20 protein-coding genes and 1 pseudogene are annotated in these 25,889 nt (G+C 60.6%); 14 read left to right on the top strand and 7 right to left on the bottom strand.

Features of this window, described 5'->3' with window-relative positions:
* Positions 1 to 4: 4 nt before the first annotated feature.
* The 6 genes from P3T22_RS05180 to P3T22_RS05205 all read right to left on the bottom strand — a co-directional run bounded on the left by P3T22_RS05180 (position 5) and on the right by P3T22_RS05205 (position 8,015).
* Positions 5 to 2,239, bottom strand: a complete 2,235-nt coding sequence (locus P3T22_RS05180; protein ID WP_429324409.1) for a molybdopterin cofactor-binding domain-containing protein — start codon at positions 2,237 to 2,239, stop codon at positions 5 to 7.
* Position 2,240: 1 nt separating this feature from the next.
* Entirely contained in the window at positions 2,241 to 2,702 is a 462-nt protein-coding gene (locus tag P3T22_RS05185) for a (2Fe-2S)-binding protein (protein ID WP_429324410.1), read from the bottom strand.
* Positions 2,703 to 2,921: 219 nt separating this feature from the next.
* On the bottom strand, positions 2,922 to 3,650 hold the full coding sequence (locus tag P3T22_RS05190; protein WP_429324411.1) for an NAD-dependent epimerase/dehydratase family protein: 729 nt from the start codon (positions 3,648 to 3,650) through the stop codon (positions 2,922 to 2,924).
* Between the two features lie 56 nt (positions 3,651 to 3,706).
* Positions 3,707 to 4,171 (bottom strand): nuclear transport factor 2 family protein, encoded by a 465-nt coding sequence (locus P3T22_RS05195; protein WP_429324412.1) that lies wholly within the window; start codon positions 4,169 to 4,171, stop codon positions 3,707 to 3,709.
* Positions 4,172 to 4,215: 44 nt separating this feature from the next.
* Positions 4,216 to 5,631, bottom strand: a complete 1,416-nt coding sequence (locus tag P3T22_RS05200) for an aldehyde dehydrogenase family protein (protein ID WP_429324413.1) — start codon at positions 5,629 to 5,631, stop codon at positions 4,216 to 4,218.
* 230 nt (positions 5,632 to 5,861) lie between these two features.
* Positions 5,862 to 8,015, bottom strand: coding sequence for a sigma 54-interacting transcriptional regulator (locus P3T22_RS05205; protein ID WP_429324414.1), 2,154 nt, complete (start codon positions 8,013 to 8,015; stop codon positions 5,862 to 5,864).
* Between the two features lie 408 nt (positions 8,016 to 8,423).
* On the opposite strand from P3T22_RS05205, the gene P3T22_RS05210 reads away from it, so the two are divergent.
* The 11 genes and pseudogenes from P3T22_RS05210 to P3T22_RS05260 all read left to right on the top strand — a co-directional run bounded on the left by P3T22_RS05210 (position 8,424) and on the right by P3T22_RS05260 (position 19,719).
* Positions 8,424 to 9,335: a LysR family transcriptional regulator gene (locus tag P3T22_RS05210; protein ID WP_429324415.1), complete on the top strand. Its 912-nt coding sequence runs from the start codon at positions 8,424 to 8,426 to the stop codon at positions 9,333 to 9,335.
* 265 nt (positions 9,336 to 9,600) lie between these two features.
* A pseudogene (locus P3T22_RS05215) lies at positions 9,601 to 9,816 on the top strand (3-hydroxyacyl-CoA dehydrogenase); the annotation flags it as partial.
* Between the two features lie 28 nt (positions 9,817 to 9,844).
* The gene (locus P3T22_RS05220) at positions 9,845 to 11,026 is read left to right on the top strand and encodes an acetyl-CoA C-acyltransferase (protein ID WP_429324416.1); all 1,182 of its coding nucleotides are present in this window, start codon (positions 9,845 to 9,847) and stop codon (positions 11,024 to 11,026) included.
* A gap of 13 nt (positions 11,027 to 11,039) precedes the next feature.
* A complete protein-coding gene (locus tag P3T22_RS05225) occupies positions 11,040 to 12,248 on the top strand; it encodes an acyl-CoA dehydrogenase family protein (protein WP_429324417.1) in 1,209 nt (402 codons plus the stop codon).
* Between the two features lie 12 nt (positions 12,249 to 12,260).
* Positions 12,261 to 13,391 (top strand): acyl-CoA dehydrogenase family protein, encoded by a 1,131-nt coding sequence (locus P3T22_RS05230; protein WP_429324418.1) that lies wholly within the window; start codon positions 12,261 to 12,263, stop codon positions 13,389 to 13,391.
* Positions 13,392 to 13,534: 143 nt separating this feature from the next.
* Positions 13,535 to 14,743 carry a CaiB/BaiF CoA transferase family protein gene (locus P3T22_RS05235; RefSeq protein ID WP_429324419.1) on the top strand — a complete coding sequence of 403 codons (1,209 nt, stop codon included), beginning with the start codon at positions 13,535 to 13,537 and terminating at the stop codon, positions 14,741 to 14,743.
* A 264-nt stretch (positions 14,744 to 15,007) separates the two neighbouring features.
* Positions 15,008 to 15,757 carry an electron transfer flavoprotein subunit beta/FixA family protein gene (locus P3T22_RS05240; RefSeq protein WP_429324420.1) on the top strand — a complete coding sequence of 250 codons (750 nt, stop codon included), beginning with the start codon at positions 15,008 to 15,010 and terminating at the stop codon, positions 15,755 to 15,757.
* Between the two features lie 13 nt (positions 15,758 to 15,770).
* A complete protein-coding gene (locus tag P3T22_RS05245) occupies positions 15,771 to 16,706 on the top strand; it encodes an electron transfer flavoprotein subunit alpha/FixB family protein (RefSeq protein ID WP_429324421.1) in 936 nt (311 codons plus the stop codon).
* 585 nt (positions 16,707 to 17,291) lie between these two features.
* A complete protein-coding gene (locus tag P3T22_RS05250; protein ID WP_429324422.1) occupies positions 17,292 to 17,798 on the top strand; it encodes a 2,4'-dihydroxyacetophenone dioxygenase family protein in 507 nt (168 codons plus the stop codon).
* Positions 17,799 to 17,848: 50 nt separating this feature from the next.
* The gene (locus P3T22_RS05255; RefSeq protein WP_429324423.1) at positions 17,849 to 18,730 is read left to right on the top strand and encodes an alpha/beta fold hydrolase; all 882 of its coding nucleotides are present in this window, start codon (positions 17,849 to 17,851) and stop codon (positions 18,728 to 18,730) included.
* A 62-nt stretch (positions 18,731 to 18,792) separates the two neighbouring features.
* Positions 18,793 to 19,719: a 3-hydroxyacyl-CoA dehydrogenase gene (locus tag P3T22_RS05260; RefSeq protein WP_429324424.1), complete on the top strand. Its 927-nt coding sequence runs from the start codon at positions 18,793 to 18,795 to the stop codon at positions 19,717 to 19,719.
* Between the two features lie 19 nt (positions 19,720 to 19,738).
* Here the strand turns inward: P3T22_RS05260 and P3T22_RS05265 are convergent, their stop codons facing one another.
* Positions 19,739 to 20,764, bottom strand: a complete 1,026-nt coding sequence (locus P3T22_RS05265; protein ID WP_429324425.1) for an AraC family transcriptional regulator — start codon at positions 20,762 to 20,764, stop codon at positions 19,739 to 19,741.
* A gap of 646 nt (positions 20,765 to 21,410) precedes the next feature.
* Between P3T22_RS05265 and P3T22_RS05270 the strand changes: the two genes are divergently transcribed.
* The 3 genes from P3T22_RS05270 (at position 21,411) to P3T22_RS05280 (ending at position 25,889) form a co-directional block, all read left to right on the top strand.
* Positions 21,411 to 22,517, top strand: coding sequence for a porin (locus tag P3T22_RS05270; RefSeq protein WP_429324426.1), 1,107 nt, complete (start codon positions 21,411 to 21,413; stop codon positions 22,515 to 22,517).
* A 74-nt stretch (positions 22,518 to 22,591) separates the two neighbouring features.
* A complete protein-coding gene (locus tag P3T22_RS05275) occupies positions 22,592 to 23,926 on the top strand; it encodes an MFS transporter (protein WP_429324427.1) in 1,335 nt (444 codons plus the stop codon).
* 265 nt (positions 23,927 to 24,191) lie between these two features.
* Positions 24,192 to 25,889 carry an adenylate/guanylate cyclase domain-containing protein gene (locus tag P3T22_RS05280; protein WP_429324428.1) on the top strand — a complete coding sequence of 566 codons (1,698 nt, stop codon included), beginning with the start codon at positions 24,192 to 24,194 and terminating at the stop codon, positions 25,887 to 25,889.

Below are 25,889 nucleotides of genomic sequence, written 5' to 3' on the forward strand. Positions count from 1 at the left end.
CCCCTCAAACGAATTCGACGAATTTGTTGAACGGCATTTCGCGCAGGCGCTTGCCAGTGGCGGCGAAAATCGCATTGGCTAGCGCCGGCGCTGCTGGGGGCACAGGTGGCTCGCCGATCCCCCGTATCGGCCCGGCTTCGATTCCGCGCACTTCTATCTTCGGACACTGGAACATGCGCATGCCCTCATACTGGTTGAAATTGCGCTGCTGCACGAGGCCATTTGCGTAAGTCAGCTCGCAATTCATCGCGTGGCCCAGCGCGAAGACGACACCACCCTGGACAAGATTTTCGAAGTTGACCGGGTCAATGACTTTGCCGACAGCGGCAGCTACCCAGACCTTCTCGAGGCGAATGGCCCCCTTTTCCGTCACGGAAACCTCGATCACTTCGGCTACCGGAACGCCAAAGGATTCGATAAAAGCCACACCTCGCCCCCCACCGTTGGGCGCCCGCGGGCCGTTCCACCCGGACATTTCGCCGACGGCTGCCAGGACTTTGCGGTGCAATTCGCTCGTGCACATGTCGATTCGCCCCTTGAGCGGATCGACGCCTGCAGCGTGCAGCAATTCATCAATGAAAGCATCACCGAAAAAGCCGCCGGTGGAAGCTCCAACCGAGCGCCACGACGAGCACGGCGAGGTACCCTTGACGGAGTAGCTCGTCATTCTGAAGTTCGGGATGTTGTACTGCAGGTCGCCCGTTCCGAGCGGACTCTGGTGGTCCGCGCCAGCCATTTTTATTCCCATGCGGCTGTACTGCGACCGCACGGCCGAACTCGTGGCGACATAAAAATCTACCGCGACGATCTTGCCATCCTTGACCATGCCGCGGTTGCGCGCTGCGCCGATTTGGCGCGGGAAGTCTTGCAGGAAATCTTCCTCGCGCGAAAACACCAGTTTGACCGGCGTGCCGCGCATCTTGTTGGCGATCTGCACCGCCGCGCGGATGTTTTCGAATTCCAGGCGATGACCGAAGCTGCCGCCGGCCCATTGGTTGTGCAGGATGACCTGCTCGGGCTTGTGTCCGGTGACGGAGGCGGCGATGGCCTGAACCGAGTCAGGCATTTGGTGACTGGTCCACAGCTCGATTCCGTCGTCGCGAACGATGGCGATCGCATTCAGCGGTTCAAGCGGCTGATGCGCGAGATACGGTGCGCGATACTCGGCCTCAATCACGCTGGCACCTTGCAACGCGCCGTTCACGTTGCCGTCATTGCGCCAGACCTTTTCGACGTTGTTAGGCGCGAATGCGGCTTCGACGGCTGCCCAATGCTGTGCTTGCTCGGGTGAATAGTCGGTGGCCGCCGCCCACTTGCACTCCACCGCATCCGCTGCCTGCATCGCATACCAGGTATTGGTCGCGATGACGGCAAATCCGTTATTGATCGGCAGGATCCCCTTCACCCCTGGCATGCGCTCGGCTTTGCTCGCGTCGAATGACTGCAAAGGTGCGCCCTTGTTCGGATTCAACTTGACCGTTGCGAAGACCATGCCCGGCACAGATTGGTCGATGCCGAACTTGAGCTTGCCGGTGGCTTTCGATGCGACATCCAGCCGTTGCGTAGGCTTACCGATAAGGCGCCACTCTGATGGGTCGCGCAGTTTGACGTTCTGCATCGGAGGCACCTTGGCTGACTCTGCGGCCAGATCGACATAGCGAATCTTCTTGCCGTTGGGCAGGATCACCGCCCCGGACGCGGTACGCAGCCTGTTTACAGAAACGCCGGTGCGCTTGGCCGCAGTGGCCTTCAAGGTTTCGCGCACAACCGCACCGGCCTCACGCAGCTTGGTAAAGCTGTCCCGAATGGTGCTCGATCCGCCAGTCATCTGCAGGCCGGCGTCCTTGAACATCTTGGTGGCGCCGGCGCGCGCTGCCTCGGCTTCGGGGCCGTCGTCAATGCTGAGGAACGGAACCAGCTCATCCGCGAGCGCGGTGTTGTAGTAGGCCTTGTCGGTCGGCCCGAAATCGGTATCGAACTGACCGAGATCGAGGTCCAATTCTTCTGCGATCAGAATCGCCTGTCCCGCGACAGCGCCTTGGCCAACATCGGCGTGCGGCGTGATCAGGGTGATTTTGTCTGGGCTGATCTTGACCCACGGAGTGATCGAGACCGGCTTCGCCGCGGCCTTTGGCGTGTTGGCGAAGACATAGGGCCCGAAAACGACACCGCCGCCTACGATGGCGACCGACCCGATGAGGAACGAGCGGCGACCAGGCTTGCTGACGATCTCGTCCATTTCAGTTCTCCACCAGTTTCGTGGCGGCCGCATGGATCGCGGCGCGGACACGTTCATAGGTTCCGCAGCGGCACAGGTTGCCAGACATGGTTGCGTCAATGTCGTCGTCTGACGGCCTCGGATTGGCTGACAGCAGCGCAGCGGCCTGCATAATCTGTCCGGTCTGGCAGTAACCGCACTGCGGCACCTGATGTTCGATCCACGCAAGTTGCACGACATGCAGGGACTTCGCGCCCAGCCCTTCGATCGTGGTCACCTCCCGTTTCCCGAGATCACCGACCCGCATCTGGCAGGATCGCACCGCGTGCTTGTCGATATGCACCGTGCAGGCGCCGCACTGTGCGATACCGCAGCCGTATTTCGGCCCCGTGATGCCCAACTCGTCCCGCAACACCCAGAGCAGGGGCATGTCGGGAACAACTTCCACCCGCCGCATTTTTCCATTGACTGTTAGCTCGATCACGGTCTGCCTCCGGACTTGTTGGAGATGAATAAACGCATCGAAACGTTGCGGGCCGATGACAACATGGTCCGCCCACCTGGCGCCCCAGTACAAGTTGCATCGGGTCTATCGCGGCAGCTACATCAACCGGAATGCGGGCAGACCACTCACTGACGACAGGTGTACTCGTCAGGGTAAGTTCAGATCATGCTTGACAACCGTCGTGCTCCGCGCGTTTTCTCATATGCGCCCATTCGCTGCATCGCCCTGTTGGGTACCTGGCGACACAGCCATAGCTCTGATGTCACTGTTCTCGAAAATCATGCTGGGTGTCTTGCCTGTTCCCTCGACGACGACATTGACCATAGCGCGAGCCAGGTCGTCGGCTCGAATCACCTGTTTCGGGAATAGGACCCGAAACACTGGATAAATCCAGCGCAAAAAGCGATAGCTGAAAGTTGGTTCCTTCCGTGGCTCCACGGGGTAGATGTACGCTGGCCGGAAGATGTAAACGCGAGGGAACCCGGCCGCGAGTAGCACCTTCTCGGCCTCCCCCTTGTAGCGTGCGAAGGCCATCCGACTTTGCCCTGTCGGATCCGCGCCACTGCCGCTCAAGAAGGAGAACGCTGAATCAGGACTGCTGTCGCGGAGAACTCGCGCGAACTCGACTGTGTAGTCCACGGTGATTGTGCGGAGCTCTGAGCCAGACACCGCCCCGGTGTACGCGCCCAGGCAAAAAACGGCAGCGTTCTGACCCGAGAGCACTTCAGCGAGTGCGGAGCAGTCCGCGAAGTCCTGATGCAGAACCTCGTTCAGCTTGGGATGCGAGAAACCAAGCTTCTTCCGGCCTATCGACGTTACACTCCCGATGGCAGGGTCATCGAGCGCGTAGCGCAGAGCATACCCGCCGACCATCCCGCTCGCGCCTACAATAACAAGCCGTGTTTGGCCTGCCGTCAGAGTATTCATCTATGCCCCGAAGTTTCGTTAAAGGTGCCCGTTGAATCCATAGGTCAGTTTTGTGTTCACGACATTGCGCGATCCTCCTGCCAATCGACGTATAACAGGCGCTCCGCAAATAGCCACAGGCCATCTATTTTTGCAAATGTGTCGTGATAGCGAAGGGAGGCGAGCATCAAGCGTCGGTTTCCATCGTCGACCTTTACGTGATATGCCATACAGTAGGCCTCACCCGTGGCTCGGTCATCCGTCAGCGTGAAGATCGTGCTCTGTCCGACGAAGTGCGTGGTCGCGTCGTACTGGTTCAGGTCCGCAAAGACCGGAGCAAGCGCCTCGCGCGCGTGCAACTCCATTGAGGGCGTCGGATCTTTTGCGTTCATGTACACCACGAAATGGGTGTCCGCCGTAAAGAGCGCCATCTGACCTGTCGGATCGCGACGATCGGCGCAGTATGCGTAGGCTTCGATAAGCTCGCGGATGGCGAGTCGATCCGCAGCTTCGCTGGGGGAGATGGATGCGTGCTTTATCATGAATGGGTTTCCTTATTCGATTCGTTCTGGTACGGCAAGAATGGTCACGCCAGGATGGCCCGTGGTTCGAGAAACGCCTCGATCCCGTACGTGCCGAATTCCCGGCCAACGCCAGAATATTTGAATCCACCCCAGGGGGCCTGTGGGTCATCACGCATACCGTTGATTGCAATGCGACCAGCGCGGAGCTGAGAAGCCACGCGGCGTGCGCGTTCCATGTTGGTCCCGCTCACGAACGCGTGGAGGCCGTATCGTGAGTCGTTGGCAATCCTGATCGCCTCTTCATCGGTTTCGTAGGCGATGACACACAGGACAGGACCGAAAATCTCCTCCCGGGCAATCGTCATGTCGTTCGTCACATTGACAAATACCGTCGGTTTCACGAAGCAACCTTTCTCAAGACCCGGCGGATGGCCTTCGCCGCCGACCAGTACTTCTGCGCCCTCGGCGATACCTTTTTGGATATAGGACTGCACGCGCTCGTACTGCTTCTGCGTCACCATCGGTCCGACAGCAGTCTTCGGGTCGGCCGGATCGCCAACGGGAAAGGCTGAGATCGCATCCACAATGGCGCGCTTGACCTCGTTGAGCCGACTCTTCGGCACGAGGAGCCGCGTCCCTGCTGCGCAGGCTTGACCGCTGTTCAGGAAGGCGATGCCCAAGGCAGTCGGAATCGCCTTGTCGAGCACAACGTCGTCAAGCAGGATGTTGGGCGACTTGCCACCCAGTTCGAGGGTGACCCGCTTCATCGTCGCGGCGCCGTCGCGCATGATTCTCTCGCCAACGGCAACCGAACCCGTGAATGAGATCTTCGCCACGTCAGGATTGCGTACCAGCTCGGCCCCAACGTCATCCCCGCGGCCCGTGACGACATTGCACACCCCCGGCGGCAGTCGTGCCTCGTGCAGACACTTCAGCAACACGTGCGTCTGCAACGCGCTGAGCTCGCTGGGCTTGACAACGACCGTGCACCCGGCGGCAATGGCCGAGGCCAGCTTGAGGCAGATAAAAAGCGCATTCGAATTCCAGGCCGTGATCAGACCGGCGACGCCGACCGGCTCCAGGGTCACCGTCGTCTGACCCCAGGTCCGAACCAACGGCAGTTGGTGGAGCGCCTTCTCTGCGTGCAAGAACGAGTCGGCGGCCATCCGTACAATGAGCGAGGAGAATTGGACGGTACCGCCATACTCATCGACCATGGCCACCGTCAGATCGTCAATGCGCGCCGCAACGACCTCGTGCAGCTGGCGCAACAACGTCGCGCGCTCTTCCCTGCTCGTCCGGGCGAAGCCGGGGAAAGCATGTCTCGCTGCGCCGATGGCGCGCCGCGCATCTTCCTCATTGCCCAACATTGCGTAGGCGATCGCTGTATCGTTGGCCGGGTTGACGCTGACCATGACCTCGCGGCCGTGGGATTCAACGAAAGCCCCATCGATGTAGTGTTGAGTGATTGTTTTCATCGCACCTTTCCTTAATGACTTGCGGTCGGAATGAAGGACAATGGCGCGAGCGAACCAATCAATGCCTCGCGATCGCCGGCTCTGCCCCGCTGCGATGCTTCAGCAGGGCTCATGGCGATGTCTAAGGCAATTACTGAGCCAACCGCAATATATTGAATTTACAAGGACTTTTAAGTCCGCACATTGGCGATATTTCGCCAATGGCGAACTCCTGTACAACGGCCGACTGCTTAACGGTTCGCAGGCCGCGGCCGAAAGCGGCTCTTGTCGATCCTCAGCGCGCGGATCTTCGATTCGAGCGTCGAGCGAGGAATGCCGAGCCGTGTCGCCGCACCCGAGGGTCCATAGACCCGGCCGTCACAGACGCGTAGCGCGTCCTCGATGATTGTCTTTTCATGTGCCACGAGCGTGCTGGATAGCGCAAGCCTGCTGTCTACCGATGGTCGTGTCGGTAGCCAACTGTCGTCAATCGTAAATTCTTCGGAGTCGCATACAATCACTGAGCGCTCGATGACGTTTTGCAGTTCGCGCACGTTCCCTGGCCACGGATAGGATTGCAGGCGATGCAGTGTCCGCTTGTTGACGCGCCTGAATGCTTTACCCGCCTTACGCGCATAGTGGTCGATGAAATATTCCGCCAGCAGGGGAATGTCCTGTATCCGCTCCCGCAACGGCGGCATCTCAACCGGGAAAACGTTCAGGCGATAGAAGAGGTCCTGGCGGAAGCTTCCATCGGCCACGGCTTCACTCAAATCACGATTGGTGGCCGCGATAACGCGAACGTCTACGCGGATAGCCTCCCTGCCCCCAACGCGCTCAAACTCGCGTTCCTGCAGCACCCTCAGCAACGCGACTTGCGTGTCGGGCAACAGTTCGGCGACCTCATCCAGAAAAATCGTTCCGCCGTCGGCGAGCTCGAAGCGGCCGAGTCGCCGCTGGGTGGCACCTGTGAAGGCCCCCTTCTCGTGCCCAAACAGTTCTGAGGCAATCAGCTCGCGCGGAATCGCGGCGCAGTTCACTGCCACGAACGCCCTCGAGGAGCGGCGCGACCGCCGGTGAACCGCACGGGCGATGAGTTCCTTGCCGGTCCCGGTCTCGCCAGTGATCAATACCGTCGAATCACTGGCTGCGACCTTGGAAACTCGTCCAAGCACAACCGTCAGAGCGGGCGACGTACCGACAATCTCTTCGAACATGGAGGTCTTGTCGATTTCCTCGCGAAGCGCCACGTTTTCCTGTTGCAGCCTCTCCTCGGCTCGCTTGTGCTCCTCGATATCCGTACATGCAACATACCAGCGGAGCAGCCGTCCGTGCTCGTCGCAGACCGGGTTATAACGAGCCAGAAACCAGCGATAGCTTCCGTCGTTCTTACGCAGGCGCAATTCCAGCTCAGGGACTGAACCGGCCGACAAACGACTTGCAAACGCTATTAGCCGTTCGCGGTCGTCAGGATGAACATGAGATCCAATGGCTCCGTGCAACCAATCGTCCAGACGGGTGCCGAGATAGGCGAGCGCCGTGCGGTTCGCGTAGAGTCGCTCGCCGTTCGAGCCCAGTACGGCTACGTGTTGTGGCGCGAGATCCACAATCTGCCGGAGCTCCTCCTCGCTCTTGCGCAGCGCCTGCGTGAGTTGCTCCTGCTCCGTTACATCGATCCCCGTTCCGACGAGTCCCTGGAAAGTCTCGCCGTCGGTCGCAGGCGTACCGACGCAACGGATATGACGAATGGCTCCGTCGGGCCGCACAATCCGTTTCGTGAAGTCGAAGCCACGATGGTCTGCCAGCATCTTCTGAATTTCGTGCACCACGAAGTCCCGATCACCGGGGTGCACGAGCGCCATATATTCCGGAATACTCGGCGCCTTGCCGCCCGGCTCAAGGCCGTGGATCTGGAACAACTCGGCAGACCAGTATTCAAAGCCGGCAGCGTTGAATGCCCAGTTGCCGATGTGCGCAAGGCGCTGACCTTCCGCCAGGTAAAACTCGGCCCGCTTTCGTTCTTCAATATCGAGGTTGATGCCAATCCAGCCATGTAGCGTTCCATCATTCGCCCGGCGAGGTTCAGCGCGGCTGAGGAACCTGCGATATCCGCCTTCAGCGTTACGCACCCGAAAAGTCACTTCACCTGCGGATCCCGTTCTGACGCACTCTGACCAGACGTTGCGTGCCGCCTCGTGATCGTCGGGATGGAGAAACGCTAGATGGGAGTCCCACGCCGCGCCTGTCTCGATGCCGAACCGAAGAGGATGGTCCTTCGCAAGACCCAGGTAATCCGCGCTTCGCTCATTCAGGAACGTGAGGGCCACGGACGGATCCGCGTACCAAGTGTGCGCCGGAATCAGATTTAGAGTGAATTGCAGCGATTCCCTGGTGAAGTCATTCATGATGCAGCCCTCGGTGAGAACCGGTGAGTGCGTTGACCATTGTTCAGGCGCGTGCCATCCGGTTTCCGGGAGTCAGTCGCAATGACAGAACTCTCGCCTCCCGGTGACACTGCGTTTGTTCTTCAGCATATCGTTATTGGCGAAATTTCGCCAATCATTGGTGGGTTAAACATCTGTAGATTCCGTCACTTGCGCCTTGCTCAGTAGGCGCATGGGCGAGTTGTGCAAATGCTGAAACACAACAGCTTCTATTCGACGACTAAAATTGAGCGCCATGGAACCAGGATCTTGCGAATAGACGCCAATACGCACTTGGCGCGACTGGGCCTTTCAGGACGGCTGCTATCCAAGCGGCGACAATGGACCTAATATAGCGACGCCTGTTCAGGCTGAATTGACAACCGCCCTATGGACCTGAATCTGATCGGCCTGTTCGTCGAGATCGTGGAATCGCGCAGCCTCAGCGCCGCCGCGCGCCAACTCGGCATGACGCGCGCCAACATCAGCCAGCGGCTGAAGCTGCTGGAACGCGAAACCGGCGCACAACTCCTGCGTCGCTCGACGCGAAGTATCGAACTCACACAAGCCGGACACACGTTGTACGACTGCGGCCAGCGGATGCTTGAGGACCTGGGCACGGCGCGAGCCGCGATCGACAGCCTCGGCCAGACACTACGCGGCCGGGTGCGGATCAGCGTGCCGACCGGCTTCGGCAGGATGTTCATCGGTTCGAAGCTGCTTGAATTCGCGCGCGCGCATCCGGGCATTACGCTCAATGTCACGTTCAACAATCGCATCGACGACCTGATTGCCGCCGAAGTCGACGTGGCGGTGAAAATCACGTCGACACCCCCGCTGGACTACGTGGCGCGCAACATCTGCTCGATTGACTGGAACCTGTATGCATCGGCCGGCTATGTGGAGAAGCACGGTCCGATCGTGTGTGCCGAAGACCTCGAAAGGCAGACACTGGTCGGATCGCCCTATCCGGGCCGGCGTGTGACGATGACGCTCACGCACCGGGAGAACGAAGCCGATGTCCACACCATAACGATGCAACCCGCGTTGCAGTCGTCGGACTACCCGTTCCTGGCGGAGGCCGTGTGTCAGGGCATGGGTATTGGGCTATTGCCGGCCTACGTGCCGCATGCGCCGATGACCCGGGAACTGCTGCCGATCTTGCCGCAATACCGTGTCGCCGGTCAGCAGAACACCCTGTATATCGTCACCCTGCCCAATCGCTATCCATCGCCATCAACGCAAGCCCTGATCGACTACCTGCGAGACGAAATCCTCTCGCTCGCACAGACATGGGCCTGAAGTAGTGCGTTCGAGCGGTCCGTCGCCGCGTTCGAATCCGCCATCTGACCCGCAGCACGCAGTCGGGCCGCAAATCCCCATATCGAAGCATTTCAACCGGCAAGGCTTTGTCGCGCGCTTTATGTCAATTTTTAGTTAACAGTTCGTCAATTCGCAATGGAATTGTCAACATGGCCAGATCATCTCAAGATCCGTCCATAGCAAAAGCCAATACACGGAGACAGGGATAGTGAATCCCCAATTGTCTAACGACGTCGTCACGTTCGCACTGCACCTGCTCGGCTTGGACGTGACGTCCCTCTACGGTTAGAGCTTTCCGCGCTATCGCGGTTGCACGATGAAGTACGCCGACAGCGTCGGCCTCGCGAAGGTGCTGGCCGACATCCGCAAATTCGCGCGGGAAGACCCACTGTTCTGGCAACCGTCGCCGCTCATCGCCGAGCGCGGCGCCGATTTTGCCAGCTTCAATCATTCCGCTTAACCCATTTATCCGCTTGAGGACTCCGACCATGCGCGAAGCCGTCATTGTCTCTACCGCACGCACGCCGATGACGAAGGCGCATCGCGGCGAGTTCAACATCACCCCTGGCCCGACGCTCGCGTCTTTCGCCGTGCGCGCCGCCGTGGAACGCGCGGGTATCGACCCGGAACTGATCGAGGATGCGATCCTCGGCTGTGGCTACCCAGAAGGTATCACCGGCCGTAACGTGGCGCGCCAGACCGTGATCCGCGCTGGGTTGCCGCTTTCGATCGCAGGCGCCACCGTGAACCGCTTCTGTGCATCCGGCCTGCAGGCAATCTCGATTGCCGCAGGCCATATCGTGATCGATGGGGCACCAGCCATGATCGCGGGCGGTGTCGAAAGCATCTCCGGCATCCGCACCCGCGAGGACGGCGCGAGCGGGCTCGATCCGTGGATCGTCGAGCACAAGCCGGCGCTCTATCTCGCGATGATCGATACCGCCGACATCGTCGCGCAGCGCTACGGCATCAGCCGCGAAGCGCAGGATCGCTTCTCGGCCGAAAGCCAGCGCAAAACTGAAGAGGCACAACTCGCCGGGCGTTTTGCCGATGAGATCGTCTCAGTCACTGCCACGATGGCCGTCACCGACAAGGAAACCGGCACCGTCAGCCAGCGCGAGGCCACGGTCACCGCCGATACCTGCAACCGCCGCGGTACGACTTATGAGGCGCTCGCGAAGCTCGCGCCCGTCAAGGGGCCGGAAAGGTTCGTGACGGCGGGCAACGCGTCGCAACTGTCCGACGGTGCGTCCGCCTGCGTGGTGATGGAAGCCAAGGCCGCCGAGCGCGCCAACCTTACCCCGCTCGGCGCGTTCCGCGGCCTTTCGGTGGCAGGCTGCGAACCGGACGAAATGGGCATCGGCCCGGTGTTCGCCGTGCCGAAGCTGCTTGCGCGCCACGGCCTCACGATGGACGACATCGGCCTGTGGGAGCTCAACGAAGCGTTCGCATCGCAGGCGATCTACTGCCAGCAGCGACTCGGTATTCCCCAGGAACGCCTGAATGTGAACGGCGGTGCGATTTCCATTGGCCACCCGTTCGGCATGACCGGCTCGCGCCTCGCGGGACACGTCCTCATCGAAGGCCGTCGACGTGGCGTGAAGTACGCGGTCGTCACGATGTGCATCGCCGGCGGTATGGGTGCCGCAGGGCTCTTCGAAATCTATTGAGAGAAGCCAAATCATGGATCTGAATTTCACGCGCGAAGAGGAAGCCTTTCGCGAGCGCATCGTGCACTTCCTGCAGATAAAGCTGCCGCAGCGGCTCTCTGACAAGGTCCGCCACGGCAAGCGGCTCACGCGCGCCGACATGGTCGAATGGCACGCCATCCTGAACGAGCAGGGCTGGCTCGCCAACCACTGGCCCGAGCAATACGGCGGCCCGGGCTGGAACGCCGTGCAGAAGTTCATCTTTGAGAACGAATGTGCACTCGCGGGCGCTCCGCGCATCGTGCCGTTCGGCGTGAACATGCTCGGGCCGGTGCTCATCAAGTACGGCAGCGACGCTCAAAAGCGCTACTGGCTGCCGCGCATTCTCGATGGTTCCGACTGGTGGTGCCAGGGCTATTCGGAACCGGGTGCCGGCTCCGACCTCGCAGCGGTCAAGACCACCGCCGTGCGCGGCACCGATGCGAACGGTTCGCACTACATCATCAACGGCCAGAAAACGTGGACCACGCTCGGCCAGCACGCAAACATGATTTTCTGCCTGGTGCGCACGGCAACCGATGCGCGCAAGCAGGAAGGTATCAGCTTCCTGCTCGTGGACATGAAGAGCCCGGGCGTTGAAGTGCGCCCGATCATCACGCTCGACGGCGAACACGAGATCAACGAAGTGTTCTTCACCGACGTGCGCGTGCCGTTGGAAAACCTCGTCGGTGAAGAGAACAAGGGCTGGACCTACGCGAAGTACCTGCTGACTTACGAGCGCACCAATATCGCGGGGGTCGGCTTCTCGGCCGCAGCGCTGGAGCGTCTGCGCAAGGTCGCGGCGAAGGTTCTGCGCAACGGCCGGCCGCTTGCCGACGATCCGCTCTTCGCGACGCGTCTCGCACGCGTCGAGATCGACCTGGAAAACATGAAGACCACCAACCTGCGAGTGATCGCGGCGGTGGCGGGTGGCGGCGTGCCGGGCGCAGAAAGCTCAATGCTGAAGATTCGCGGCACCGAAATTCGCCAGGAGATCTCGTCGCTGTTGCGCCGTGCGATGGGGCCGTATGCGCAGCCGTTCATCGAGGACGCGCTTCACGACGGCTACGACGAACCGCCCGTCGGCCCCGAAGAAGCCGCGAGCGCGGCCGCGCTCTACTTCAACAACCGCAAGCTGTCGATCTTCGGCGGCTCCAACGAAATCCAGAAAAACATCATCTCGAAGATGATCCTGGGACTGTAAGGGGCGCTCTCCATGAATTTTCAACATACCGAAGACCGCCGCATGCTGGCGGATACGTTGAACCGATTTGTCAGCGAACAGTACGGCTTCGAGACGCGCGACAGGCTCGCGCGCAGCGACTTGGGATTTAGCCGCGAACTGTGGGGCCAATTCGCGGAGCTGGGCATTATCGGCGCGTTGTTCAACGAGGCCGAGGGGGGCTTCGGCGGCGACGGCTTCGATATCGCAGTCGTGTTCGAGAGCCTAGGACGCGGCCTTGTGGTCGAACCGTTCCTCGGCGCACTGATCGTCGGACAGGCTATCACCCACGCAGGCAACGATGCGCAGAAAGCGCTCATTGCGAATCTGATTGACGGCAGCGTTGTCGCAGCACTCGCACATGACGAGCCCGGCTCGCATTACGAGCTATCCAACGTGACAACGCGTGCCGTGCGCCGTGCGAACGGTTGGGTACTGGCCGGTGCCAAGGCTGTCGTGCAGCAGGCCGAAGAGGCCGGCGTCCTGCTCGTCTCAGCGCGCACGAGCGGCGCCGACGGTGCCGAAGACGGCATCTCGCTCTTTCTCGTCCCGCGCGATGCAGCGGGCCTCACGGTACGAGGTTATCGCAAGATCGATGGCGGACGGGCCGCCGAAGTCGTGCTCGACGACGTAAATGTCGGCGACGGTACATTGCTCGGCCCGCAAGACGCGGGATTCGCGACACTCGAACACAGCATCGGGTTCGGCGTGCTGGCGCTGTGTGCGGAGGCACTCGGCGCGATGGATGTCGCGAAGGACTTCACGCTCGAATATCTGCGCATGCGCAAGCAGTTCGGCGTCGCGATCGGCAGCTTCCAGGCACTGCAGCACCGCATGGCCGATCTGCTGCTGGAAATCGAGCAGGCGCGCTCGGCGGTCATCAACGCCGCCGCCGCGCTCGGTACGGGCTGCGTCGCGCGTGAGCGCTCGCTGTCGGCAGCGAAGTACAGCATCGGCCGTATCGGAGCGATCGTCGCCGAGGAGTGTATTCAGTTGCATGGCGGCATCGGCATGACGTGGGAACTGCCGCTCGCGCATTACGCCAAGCGCCTCGTCATGATCGACCATCAACTGGGCGACGAAGACCATCATCTCGAGCGCTATAGTGCGCTCGGCCGGAGTTAAGACCATGGACGAGGCCGCCGCAGGCATTCGCACCTTCTTCGACAAACGTTTCGCCGACTTCTTCACCTTGCGTCGCGAGACAGCCGAGCAGTCGCACTAGAAGTGACCTCCTCGCTATGTCCCCCTGTCAACCTGGATTTGCCATGTCTAACCTTCCCTCCTCACTGCCACTCGCCGGCATTCGCGTTCTCGATCTCTCCCGGATACTTGCCGGACCGTGGTGTGCCATGGTGCTGGGCGACCTCGGCGCCGAAGTTATCAAGGTCGAGCACCCGAAGCGCGGCGACGATACCCGCGATTGGGGCCTGCGCGTCGGTTCGACCGAGACGGCGTATTTCAACAGCGTCAACCGCAACAAGCGCTCCGTAAGCCTCGACCTGCAAACCACCGAGGGCCAGCAGATCGCGCGGGAGCTGGCGCAGAAGTGCGACGTCGTGATCCAGAACTTCAAGTTCGGCGGCGCGGAAAAGCTGGGCCTCGGATACGAGCAACTGAAACGGGAACATGGGGACCTGATCTACTGCTCGATCTCCGGCTATGACCGCACAGGACCGGAAGCTGCGCGTCCCGGCTACGATCTGGTGGTTCAGGGCGAGGCTGGGCTGATGGCGCTCAACGGCGAAGCCGATCAACCGCCTCTGAAGTTCGGCGTTGCTGTTGTTGACCTGTTCACCGGGATGTACTCGGCCCAGGCGGTACTCGCAGCGCTGTTCGAGCGCCAGAAGACCGGTAAGGGACGCCACATCGAAATGGCGCTGTTCGATTGTGGCCTGATGATCACGTCGTATTACGGGCTGGAAGCGCTGATCATGGGCGAAGACCCGCCGCGTTACGGCAACGCGCATCCTTCGATCGTACCCTACGGCGTATTCGATGCGACCGATGGACCGCTCGTCATCACGGTCGGCAACAACAGTCAGTTCACGCGTTTCTGTCGCGACGTGATTGGACGTCCGGACCTTGCCGAAGACGAGCGCTTCCAGACGAACATCGGCCGTGCGGCGAACCGCGAGGCTCTCGTGCCCGAACTCAAGCGCGAGATCGGCCGGAGAGCGCGCGGGGTGTTGCTGGAGCGCTTGGTTCAGGCCGGCATCCCCTGTGGCGAAGTGCTCGGTCTTCACGAGGCGCTCACCTCGAAGCGCGCGACGGACGCCGGGCTCGTGACGACGCAGCCGCATCCGGAGGCCGGCAGCACGCACGTCCTCGCTCCGCCGTACCGCTTCGACGGTGCACGCTTGCCGGTACGAAGCGCACCGCCGCAACTCGGGGAAGGCACGAAGGATGTTCTCAAGTCGCTGCTCGGTCTGTCGGACGAACGGCTCTCACGGTTGAAGGCTGACGGCGTCGTTTGACGCCGCATTGTGCCTCACTACAGGTTCGCAACTCGCCGCGGCCCTCGCAATGGGCGCCTCCGGCGACGGGTCGCAGGGTCTGCTCGCCGCGGGGCAGTCGCTCGCGTTCGCCGACCGGATCTAACCGCTCGCCGACATTTTGAATCGCATGAGAACGACATGCGACGTGCGGCAGGCGCTGGCGCGGGGGGGAATCAACTGATCCAAGTTTATGGACGTCGCACGGATCGTGCGGACGTCGATCATCAATTTAAGGAGAGCAGCATGAAGATACTGGTGCCAGTCAAGAGAGTGGTCGACTACAACGTGAAAGTTCGAGTGAAGTCCGACGGCAGTGGCGTTGATCTCACGAACGTGAAAATGTCGATGAATCCGTTCGACGAAATCGCGGTTGAAGAAGCCGTGCGTCTGCGCGAAGCGGGCGTGGCGACCGAAGTGGTCGCCGTGTCGGCGGGTGTCACGCAAGCGCAGGAAACGCTGCGCACGGCGCTGGCAATCGGCGCGGACCGCGCGATCCTGATCGAGTCGGGCGAAGACCTGCAGCCGCTGGCGGTCGCCAAGCTGCTCAAGGCGCTGGTCGACAAGGAACAGCCGCAGCTGGTGATCCTCGGCAAGCAGGCCATCGACGACGATTCGAACCAGACCGGCCAGATGCTGGCTGCACTGGCGAACCTGCCGCAAGCTACGTTTGCCTCGAAGGTTGTCGTCGCTGACGGCAAGGCTACTGTGTCGCGCGAAGTGGACGGCGGTGCTGAAACGCTGTCGCTGAGCCTGCCGGCCGTGATCACCACCGATCTGCGCCTGAACGAGCCGCGCTACGTGACGCTGCCGAACATCATGAAGGCGAAGAAGAAGCCGCTGGAAGTCATCAAGCCGGAAGACCTCAGTGTTGATGTGACGCCGCGCCTGAAGACGCTGAAAGTCGTCGAGCCGCCGAAGCGCTCCGCCGGTGTGAAGGTGCCGGATGTGAAGACGCTGGTCGAGAAGCTGAAGACCGAAGCCAAGGTGCTGTGAGGAGACGGACGAAATGACGAATCTGGTAATTGCTGAACACGATAATGCGTCGATCAAGGCCGCGACGCTGAACACGATTGCAGCCGCGCAGAAGATTGGTGCCGATATCCATGTGCTGGTGGCAGGGCACAACGCACAGGCTGCGGCGGATGCTGCAGCGAAGATTGCAGGTGTTTCGAAGGTGTTGCTGGCTGACGCAGCGCAACTCGAAGCGGGTCTGGCGGAAAACGTCCAGGCAACCGTGATGAACATCGCGAAGGACTATACGCACATCCTCACGCCGGCGACCGCCTACGGCAAGAACATCGCGCCGCGTATCGCCGCGAAGCTCGACGTCGCGCAGATCAGCGACATCACCGCAGTGGACAGCGCCGATACGTTCGAGCGCCCGATCTACGCGGGTAACGCGATCGCGACGGTTCAATCGGCTGATCCGATCAAGGTCATCACGGTTCGCACGACCGGTTTCGACCCGGTGGCAGCAGAAGGCGGCAGCGCAACGGTCGAGAAGATCGAAGCCGCAGCTGACACGGGCCTGTCGCAGTTCGTGAGCCGTGAAGTGACGAAGCTGGACCGTCCGGAGTTGACCTCGGCGAAGATCATTGTCTCGGGTGGCCGGGGTCTTGGCAATGGCGAGAACTACACGAAGGTTCTGGAGCCACTGGCGGACAAGCTGAACGCAGCGCTGGGCGCCTCGCGTGCGGCAGTAGATGCTGGCTTCGTGCCGAACGACTATCAGGTCGGCCAGACCGGCAAGATCGTCGCACCGCAACTGTACATTGCTGTCGGCATCTCGGGCGCGATCCAGCATCTGGCCGGCATGAAGGACTCGAAGGCCATCGTGGCGATCAACAAGGACCCGGAAGCGCCGATTTTCAGCGTCGCCGATTATGGTCTGGTGGGCGATCTGTTCACCGTGGTGCCGGAGTTGGCGAGCGACTTGGGATAAACAACAGAGGCGCGCGGCGGATCAAATACGAGACCGCTGCGCCAGAACGGCCACCTTCACCCCACCGGGCACCCGACCATAACAATGGGTGCTGCACGAAGGCAACCGGCAAAGCAGTTGCATCAAGCCATCGGAGCTCATTCCCTTCATAACCACCGCGAAGTCAGCAGGCCACAGGTTGGAGACATCCATGCAGCAGACCCTCATCGATTCAATCAAGGCGAGCTCCGCGTACAGGCAGCTCACTACTTTACGCCGCCGCGTCCACCTCGCTAATAATCCTCTGCACTATCACCATAGCTTTTGACGCGATATTGAGGAGGATGGCAATCGAGCTAGGCGCTTACATATGTCGCCAGCTTCACATTGACAGATGGCTCCACTTCCATGGAGCGCTCACCGATCGGCTTTTACAGGACCGCACTTTCCTTCCGGTCTAGGGAAGAAAGACCTGGCGCGTAAAGTACAAAATCGGGCGGCACAGGTCAAGTTCCCACGGACGATTTGCGATTGAATAGGCACTGGAGATTGCGCACGGTTCACGCTGCGCACGCCCAGCCCCCAACACAATCGGAGACTCATTCCATGAACGCAGAAGCTACTCAAGCCCTCAACGATGTTTCCGCGATCGACACGGTCCATATCGGTGGAAACTCCACACCGTGGGTTCCCTTCGCGCCGATCAACGACAAGATTCTACTCAAGTACTTCAAAATCAACCCCGTCACGGGCGAAGTGGTCCTGCTCATGAAGGCGGCCAAAGGCGAAGGCGCGCATATTCATCGCCATACCGGTACGGTGATGGTCTACACCCTCAGTGGTCGCTGGAAATACGACCAGCACGATTGGATCGCGCAAGCCGGCGATTTCGTGTTTGAGCCCTCGGAGTCGTCACACTCGTTCACGAATCTCTCCGACGACGACAATGGTATGGCGCTCGTGGTGTCGACCGGTGAGCTCCACTTCCTCGACGAAGACGGCAAGGTCACGTTCGTCGAGACGTGGCGGACGGCTTTGAGCCGCTATCAGGACTACTGCAAAGCCAATGAGTTGCCCGAGATCGACCTGATCGGCTGCCAGGGTAGCCGTTAAGCGACGTCGACACACATGATCCACGCTTCTGCCTCACGGAGATCACGCCGATGACTCACCTTGCACCCTCAGCACCGCTTCCGCCCGTGGAAGAGCTGACACTGGTCTGCGGGCCGCATACCCACACAGCTCTGGCCGCGGGGCCGCGGAGCGGGGAGTGCGTTCTCCTGCTGCATGGATGGCCGGAATTCGCCGACTGTTGGCGCGAGATTCTGGCCGCGCTCGGCGCAGCAGGCTACCGGGCAGTCGCTGTGGATCAGCGCGGTTACGCTGAAAACGCCCGGCCGAAAGACATTGCGTCCTATGCAGCCGGGCATCTCCACTCGGACGCCCTGACATTCGCCAATCAACTGGGCGCAGGACGCTTCCATCTGATTGCCCACGATTGGGGCGGACTGGTTGCATGGGGGCTCGCCTCGACACATGCACACCGCATGAATTCGCTGTCCGTGCTGGCGACGCCACATCCGTTAGCGCTGCAAGCGGCGCTCCAACATGAAGACCAATACCAGCGCCTGGATTATGTTCGTGCCTTTCGTCAACCAGGGGGTGCAGCAGAGCAACGCCTGCTGGCGGACGGAGCAGCGGCGCTGCGGGCCGCATACGCCGGACGCGTTCCAACTTCGCTCGTGGACGAAAACGTGCGGCGTCTCAGCGAACCAGGCGCGCTTTCCGCGACGTTGAACTGGTATCGCGCGCTCCCCGACGACCTGACTTATCCCGCAGGCCGCATTGTCGTCCCGACACTCTACGTTTGGGGATCCGAAGACCGCGCCCTGGGCCGCGAAGCCGCACTGCTCACGGGGGGCTTTGTCGACGGGCCCTACCGTTTCGAAATACTTGAGGGGGCAAGTCACTGGCTCCCGGAAGAAGCGCCGGACCGGATCATCCCATTGCTGCTCGACCATCTCGCCGCCTCGCCGTTGGCGTGAATTCTCTCACCGGCAAAAGATCCGACCCATCCGATCTACGATACGCACCCTACCCGTCACTCATGCCTACTCATTCCCCAAACGACAATCAGCCGATCGCACGCGTCATGGTGGCCGGCACCGGCGTGCTGGGCGCGCAGATCGCCTTTCAGTGCGCGTTTTCCGGTATCGACGTCGTAGCCTACGACGTCGATACCGCCTGCCTCGATCGCGCGAACGCCCGTTTTGATGCGCTAGGGCGCGTCTACGCTGCGGACCTCGGCGCGTCTCGCGAGCAGATCGAAGCCACGCTGGCACGCATCGCGGGCAATACCGACCTCGGTTCGGCCGTCGCCGACACGGACCTCGTCATCGAAGCGATCCCCGAGGATCTGGCAATCAAGCAGTCTTTCTACCGTTCGCTGTCGGCTGTAGCGCCGGCCAGTACCATCTTTGCGAGCAACTCGTCGACACTGGTGCCGAGCCAGTTCGCCATGTTCACCGACCGGCCCGAGCGCGTGCTGAGCCTGCATTTCGCGAACGAGATCTGGAAGCACAATATTGCGGAAATCATGGGGCATGCGGGCACCGACCCCGCCGTATTCGCGCGCGTGGTTGAGTTTGCACCTCGCATCGGCATGGTCCCTTTGCCGCTGCACAAGGAGCAGCCCGGCTGCCTGCTGAACACAATGCTCGTGCCTATGCTGGTCGCCGCGCTGGGTCTGCTGGTCAACGAAGTTGCAGATGTTCAGACGATCGACAAGGCGTGGATGATTGCCAAGGAGGATCGAATTGGCCCTTTCGGCGTTCTCGACAGGATCGGCATGACGACCGTCTATAACGTGACCCGCGCGCTTGCGGAACGGTCGGGTGATTCGACGCATGGGCGCATTGCGGAATACGTGAAAACTCATTTCATAGACACAGGGCATCTCGGTGAACTGGCGGGACGCGGTTTCTATCAATATCCTGATCCGGCATTCCTGAATCCAACGTTCGTCGTTGCGTGAAACCCAAGGCGGCCTATTGCTACTCAGCAGAGCGTCCGGGGTCGGCTCCGTGACGCATCGCGCGAAACTGCCGGGGCGTGACGCCCCGCAGTCGCTTGAACGCACGGCTAAACGCGCTTTGCTGCGAATAACCGAGCAGTTCAGAGATCTCAGCGAGACGCAGGTTCGACTGCTGCACATACTTCAGTGCGAGATCTTCACGAACTTGTTCTCGCAGTTCATCGAACGTCGTGCGGGCCTCTGAGAGCCGACGTTGCAAGGAGCGCGGAGACATTGCGAGCGCTCGCGCTATGGCGTTGAGCGAACTGTCGGTGAAAGGCAAAAGTGCGCGAATCATCGTTTGCGTGCGCACCACCCAAAGCGCCTCCACCCGGGCTCTTTCTCGCCGCAAATGTGCCTCGAGCACACGATGCGCGTTACGGCGAAGTTGTGTCACCGGACGCGTCATCGTACCGCGATCGAGGACAATCGCGTTTCTGTCCTGATCGAACTCGAGGGATGCTCCGAACGTGCGCCTGTGCATTGTGCAGTCCGCAGGCGCCGAATGACGGAATTGCACAACGGCCGGCTGCCAGGCGGTACCGCAGATGGTACGCAAATACTGCATACCGTTAGCGAGACCCAGTTCAACTGCCTGAACCTCTCCGGGACCGGAAGCGTTTTCAAGATCGTAAGTCAAAACCATCCCCTGATCGTCCCGCACCGCCCGTACAGAAGACATCGATGTATGTAGTACGTAGAACTCCGCAAGCGTATCCATTGCCTCTCCGATGGTACGCGCACCATGCATCATGACAAGAATCGGCCCCAGGACCGCCAGGCCCTGATATTCGGCGAGCCTCAGTCCAAAGTTCCGGCATTGCGTAACTTCGGCAGCTAGCGAAAGGAATCGAAGCACTTGCGCACCCCGGATCGGCACATCCGCGGAACGGAGCGCTAGCTCCGGCAGATCCGTTCCGGCCGCAACCAACTCGGGTTGAACGCCGAGTACCTCAAGCAGAGCAGCAGCTCCGGTCAACACAACACTGGGTAGGTAGCCTTGCATTCTATATACAGATCGTCACTTGAGACGGTTCGCTACGAGAGGGAATTTACCCGATGGTATCGCGTTGTCGAATGAAAGAGTATGCACATTTGGCGCGGGGTCTCATTCGCGACCATTTTGTCTTGCAGGGCTTGCCGCATGCCGCGACGCAAGTGTTGAACGGGGCCGTCGAAGATGATCCGGCTAGCTGGCACGCTGCCTGACGAGATGTGGCGCGCAAAGTACAAATTCCGGCGGCACGAGTCAAGTTCCCACGCGTGAATTGCGCGTAAATAGGAACCAGAGATTGTGCAACGGCAACGCTGTCGAATCGACCACGATCTACGCAAGATGATCGTCGCGCCACGTGGTCTGGATCTCTTGGCAGTAAAAGAAGGAACACGGAGATTCGTCGTTTTGCGCGGGACTGTTTGTCAGGTGGCGGGTACTCAGTTCCGATTTGATCTGCCAAACCGCGGATGAAAAGAACGGCAAGTTGTTTGGTCATGATTAGGCATCCAAAGTGTACGACGACATATACAGATTGTCAGTCTGATCGCGTCTACCCGCGACGCTCCACTCAACGCGACAACACCGAATCACACCGCCGTTCACCCCGGTATCACGCCATTCATTTACATACTATGAACTAAAGGAGACACCTTTCATGACGAAAAAGATTCCCACCATTCGTGCCATTCGAGACGCCGCCGTCGGCGGCGCCTGCACACTAGCCGTCACATTCGCCAGCGCACCCGCCGCTCAGGCGCAAAGTAGTATCACCCTCTACGGCATCACCGACGCCTCGATCCTCTATACCAGCAAGACGGCCAACCTCGCCACCGGTGCCAGCGAAGGACACCAGTTTTCCTTTGAATCCGCAGGCGAAAACGCGTCGCGCTTCGGCCTGCGCGGAACCGAGGATCTCGGCGGCGGACTCGCCGCCATCTTCACCCTCGAAAGCGGCATTGACATCTCCAACGGGGGATTCGGGAACTCCAACGGCAACTTCTTTGGCCGCCAAGCTTGGGTCGGCGTCACCGGCGGCTTCGGCACCCTCACCGCGGGCCTTCAGTTTTCGCCTTTCCTGTTGTCCATCTTCGCGAACGACCCCCGGGACCTCAAGCAGTTTGGCAGCGGGCTCGTCAGCTACGTCGATAACGTGATCGTCACCGGCCTCTTCAACCCCAACTCCGTTATGTACACGTCGCCCGAGATCGCTGGCATCCAGGGCCGCGCGATGTACGCATTCGGTGGGTCTCCGGGTAACTTCCAGGCCGGACAGCAGTATTCAGCCGGGCTCACATATCACTACAGCGGCTTGCTGATCACCGCCGCAATGTATAACGGCAACTCCGGCGGCTCCGCGGCCACCATCCCGAACCCTAGCACCATCGCCTTCTCCGGGCGCAACATCGGCGCCACCTACTACTTCGACCGCCTGACTGTCAAAGCCACTTACACGCTCTACAAGGTCGCCGGCTCCTTCGACAACCGCGTGATCTCCGGCGGCCTCGCCTACAAGCTCACACCCGCCCTCTCCCTCGACGGCGGCGCCTGGTATACCCGCGACGGCAACAACTCGAACAACCATTCGATCCTCGGCTCGCTCGGCGTTGACTACTCGCTGTCAAAGCGCACCACGCTCTATAGCCAGGTCGCCTACGTCAACAATCATGGGGGCATGAACACCGGCCTCGCGATCAACGGCGCGCTCTTTGGCGTACCTGGTTCCCAGTTCGCCGCCGACCTCGGCATTCGCCACTCGTTCTGAACGTTCCCAGACGACAGCGGTCGGGGTATACCGGCCGCGACGACACCAGGCTTAAGCCCGGAAGGAGACAAGTCATGAAATCTGGCGCAATTACTAGCGCTCCGCCATCGCAATCCTCGTTGGCCAAGGCGACCGATGCAGTGTTTCTAAAGATCAGTTGGCGGATTATGCCGATACTGGTGGTCTCGTACATGATCGCTTACCTGGATCGCGTCAACATCGGCTATGCGCAGCTACAGATGAAACAGACGCTGCCGTGGAACAACGCGGTCTATGGCCTCGGCGCCGGCATCTTCTTTCTCGGCTACTTTCTTTTCGAAGTTCCAAGCAACCTGCTACTAGCGAGAATCGGTGCGCGCAAGACGTTGCTGCGGATCATGGTGTGCTGGGGCATCGTCGCTGCGGCGACAATGTTCGTCGCAACGCCTACCGAGTTCTATATCGCCCGCTTCCTGCTTGGCGTCTTCGAGGCAGGCTTCTTCCCCGGCATCATTCTGTACTTCACATGGTGGTATCCGTCGGCGCGTCGCGGCCAGGCGATCGCAATCTTCATGTCGGCGACAACCATTGTCAGCGTGATCGCGGGGCCGCTGAACGGCGCGATCCTGAAGTACCTGCATGGTGTCAACGGCTTGTCCGGCTGGCAGTGGCTGTTTCTGCTTCAGGGACTTCCCGCGGTAGTACTCGGTATTCTTGTTTTCCTGTTTCTGGAGGACAAACCAGCGGACGCGAAATGGCTTTTGCCCGCCGAGAAGGACCTCGTGTATTACAGTCTCGAACACGACAGAAATGATGCTCATGGCGAGATCCACGCGAAGTTGGGGGAGATCCTGCGCAATCCTAAGGTCTGGCTGCTGTCGCTGGTGTATTTTCTGCTGCTCGGGGCGACCTACACAATAGTGTTCTGGGCTCCGACCTTAATCCAGAGTTGGGGAGTCAAGGACGTACTGGTGGTCGGCACCCTGGCGGTATTCCCGAACGGATGTGGCGTGATTGGCATGATCCTGATTGGGCGCAGCTCTGACCGGCTGCATGAGCGCCGCTGGCATTTCGCGGCCTGTGTTGCCGTCGCGGCACTCGGCCTGTGGAGCACCACGCTGCTTCAGGGCAACCTGGTGGGCGGGCTGATGGCGCTGTCCTTCGCCGTGATCGGCATCGCTGCTGCGACGCCAGTTTTCTTCACGCTCGTTAGCGAGTCTCTGTCCGCAGGGGCTGCCGCCGCAGGCATCGCACTCGTCAGCAGCCTCGGCAACCTTGGTCCAGCGGCGAGCCCGGCGATCAACGGGCTGATCACACAGCACAGCGGCAGTATGGTCTACAGCATGTATATGGTGGTCGCGCAGTACCTGCTGGCCGGGATCATCCTGCTAGTCTCGGTGCGTTCAGCAAAGGGCGTGCGCTCAGTTTAGTCAGTCGCTTGATCGACAGTAGTAATATTCTTGAAGGCACGCTTTGAAAGATCAAGCTCCACAGTAGAAGTGTCGAGGCACGTAGTCGCCCGATTTGGCGTCGCAAGCAAGCCCGGTCCAAGCTGGTGTTTCTCAAAGAACTCCGCGACCTTGGCGACAAGACGATGGATGCATGACTAAACACCCATTGCAACCACATCGAACCGAGCCTCGCCGGTCGATCTCCTAACGAAATGCCTTTGATCGAGAGGGTGGAGAGCAGAGCATGTTGCGCTTTCCCAGTATTCAAAGATGGCGGCCGGCGGGAGTGCGATCGGTTCGGCTGACCACCGGACTGGTGTTGTTCACCTATGTAGCGGCACACCTCCTGAATCACTCGCTAGGGAATATCTCGCTCGCGTGGCTGGAGCGTGGTCTGCTTGTACAGAAGTTTATCTGGCAGGGATGGCTGGGAACAGGCGTGCTATACAGCGCGCTCGTGACGCACTTCTTCCTGGGGCTGTGGGCTCTGTATGAGCGGCGCTCGGTGCATTGGAATCGGGGTGAGGCGACGCAGCTCGTCCTCGGTCTATGCATTCCGCCGCTGCTAGCCAACCATCTCGCCAATACGCGGGTCGCATTTGCCGCGTTCGGCCTGAACAAGGGTTACGCGCAGTTGTTGTACTCGTTCTGGATCGCTTCGCCGTTCTTCGGCCGGGCACAGTTGGTGCTGTTGGTGGTCGCCTGGTCGCATGGATGTTGCGGCGTCTGGTTCTGGTTGCGGTTGAAGCCATGGTTTGGAGCGTGGCGCAGCGTGCTGCTGAGTGTCGCCGTGCTGCTCCCGGTGCTCGCATTGCTAGGCTTCCTGCAAGGCGGACGGGAAGTGATCGCGCTTGCGCAGGATCCCGTCTGGCGCGCTGCGGCGACTCGGTCAACAGTCGTCGGGACAGGATTGCAAAATCTCTGGCTCGCCGATCTGCGCAACGACTTTTTGCTCTTCGATGGTGGCGCGCTGCTGCTGGTACTCGGGGCGCGGCTGCTGCGCACGGTCCGGGAGCGCCGGCACGGACGGCTCTGCATCTTGTATCCGGAGGGGCGTAGGGTATTCGCACCGCTCGGATTCTCGGTGCTGGAAGCTAGCCGGATGGCCGGAGTGCCCCATGCCAGCACGTGCGGTGGCCGTGCTCGCTGCACATTGTGCAGGGTGCGCGTACTCAGCGATGTGCCGCTGCCCACCCCAGCCGAGGCGGAGCGGCGCGTCCTGGAGCGACTGGGCGTTGACTCGCAGACCGTGCGCCTTGCGTGCCAGTTGCGGCCGATCCACGATCTCTCCGTGTGGCCATTGGTGCCGCCGGCCGCATCCACGGCTTTCCTGCAACGGCGTCAGCAGGACGTCATGCCGCAAGAGCGATTCGCGGCGTTCATGTTCGTGGACATGCGAGGTTCCACACAGCTTGCGGCGGCGCAACTACCGTTCGACAGCATATTCGTAGTCAGTCGTTTCCTGAGCGCTGTCTGTGCAGCGGTGGTCCAGGCGGGCGGTATACCAAACCAGTTCATGGGCGACGCTGTGCTCGCGATCTTTGGCTTACGCGGCGAGCCAGCCATTGCTTGTCGCCAGGCGCTCTGCGCGGTGCCGCTGGTGGCAGCCAACATTGATCAACTCAACGCTGCGCTCGAACAGCAGTTGCAAACGCCTATCCGGTTTGGCATTGGATTGCATTGCGGCCGGGCTGTAATGGGTGAGATTGGCTTTCGCGAGCATGTGACATTCACGGCAATTGGTGACCCACTGAATGTGGCCTCAAGACTTGAAGAACTGACAAAGGAAATCGCTTGCGACGCTATCGTGTCCGAGCAGGTATTCCAGTATGCCGGCGTTTCGGCGGCAGATCTGCCGCAGCTTGATGCACACCTGAAAGGCCGGCATGACCCGGTTCCCGTCCGCGTGCTGTCCAAGGCGTCCCAGATGCCTCAGGCATGA

Source organism: Paraburkholderia sp. GAS348 (assembly GCF_050434205.1).
Lineage (GTDB): Bacteria > Pseudomonadota > Gammaproteobacteria > Burkholderiales > Burkholderiaceae > Paraburkholderia.

Excerpts from the sequence above, each read along its gene's own strand:
- P3T22_RS05265 (WP_429324425.1), bottom strand. The coding sequence starts at position 20,764 with ATGCAAGGCTACCTACCCAGTGTTGTGTTGACCGGAGCTGCTGCTCTG.
- P3T22_RS05200 (WP_429324413.1), bottom strand. The coding sequence starts at position 5,631 with ATGAAAACAATCACTCAACACTACATCGATGGGGCTTTCGTTGAATCC.
- P3T22_RS05205 (WP_429324414.1), bottom strand. The coding sequence starts at position 8,015 with ATGAATGACTTCACCAGGGAATCGCTGCAATTCACTCTAAATCTGATT.
- P3T22_RS05255 (WP_429324423.1), top strand. The coding sequence starts at position 17,849 with ATGACTCACCTTGCACCCTCAGCACCGCTTCCGCCCGTGGAAGAGCTG.
- P3T22_RS05275 (WP_429324427.1), top strand. The coding sequence starts at position 22,592 with ATGAAATCTGGCGCAATTACTAGCGCTCCGCCATCGCAATCCTCGTTG.
- P3T22_RS05225 (WP_429324417.1), top strand. The coding sequence starts at position 11,040 with ATGGATCTGAATTTCACGCGCGAAGAGGAAGCCTTTCGCGAGCGCATC.
- P3T22_RS05190 (WP_429324411.1), bottom strand. The coding sequence starts at position 3,650 with ATGAATACTCTGACGGCAGGCCAAACACGGCTTGTTATTGTAGGCGCG.
- P3T22_RS05210 (WP_429324415.1), top strand. The coding sequence starts at position 8,424 with ATGGACCTGAATCTGATCGGCCTGTTCGTCGAGATCGTGGAATCGCGC.
- P3T22_RS05245 (WP_429324421.1), top strand. The coding sequence starts at position 15,771 with ATGACGAATCTGGTAATTGCTGAACACGATAATGCGTCGATCAAGGCC.
- P3T22_RS05220 (WP_429324416.1), top strand. The coding sequence starts at position 9,845 with ATGCGCGAAGCCGTCATTGTCTCTACCGCACGCACGCCGATGACGAAG.
- P3T22_RS05195 (WP_429324412.1), bottom strand. The coding sequence starts at position 4,171 with ATGATAAAGCACGCATCCATCTCCCCCAGCGAAGCTGCGGATCGACTC.
- P3T22_RS05250 (WP_429324422.1), top strand. The coding sequence starts at position 17,292 with ATGAACGCAGAAGCTACTCAAGCCCTCAACGATGTTTCCGCGATCGAC.
- P3T22_RS05280 (WP_429324428.1), top strand. The coding sequence starts at position 24,192 with ATGTTGCGCTTTCCCAGTATTCAAAGATGGCGGCCGGCGGGAGTGCGA.
- P3T22_RS05230 (WP_429324418.1), top strand. The coding sequence starts at position 12,261 with ATGAATTTTCAACATACCGAAGACCGCCGCATGCTGGCGGATACGTTG.
- P3T22_RS05180 (WP_429324409.1), bottom strand. The coding sequence starts at position 2,239 with ATGGACGAGATCGTCAGCAAGCCTGGTCGCCGCTCGTTCCTCATCGGG.
- P3T22_RS05270 (WP_429324426.1), top strand. The coding sequence starts at position 21,411 with ATGACGAAAAAGATTCCCACCATTCGTGCCATTCGAGACGCCGCCGTC.
- P3T22_RS05260 (WP_429324424.1), top strand. The coding sequence starts at position 18,793 with ATGCCTACTCATTCCCCAAACGACAATCAGCCGATCGCACGCGTCATG.
- P3T22_RS05240 (WP_429324420.1), top strand. The coding sequence starts at position 15,008 with ATGAAGATACTGGTGCCAGTCAAGAGAGTGGTCGACTACAACGTGAAA.
- P3T22_RS05235 (WP_429324419.1), top strand. The coding sequence starts at position 13,535 with ATGTCTAACCTTCCCTCCTCACTGCCACTCGCCGGCATTCGCGTTCTC.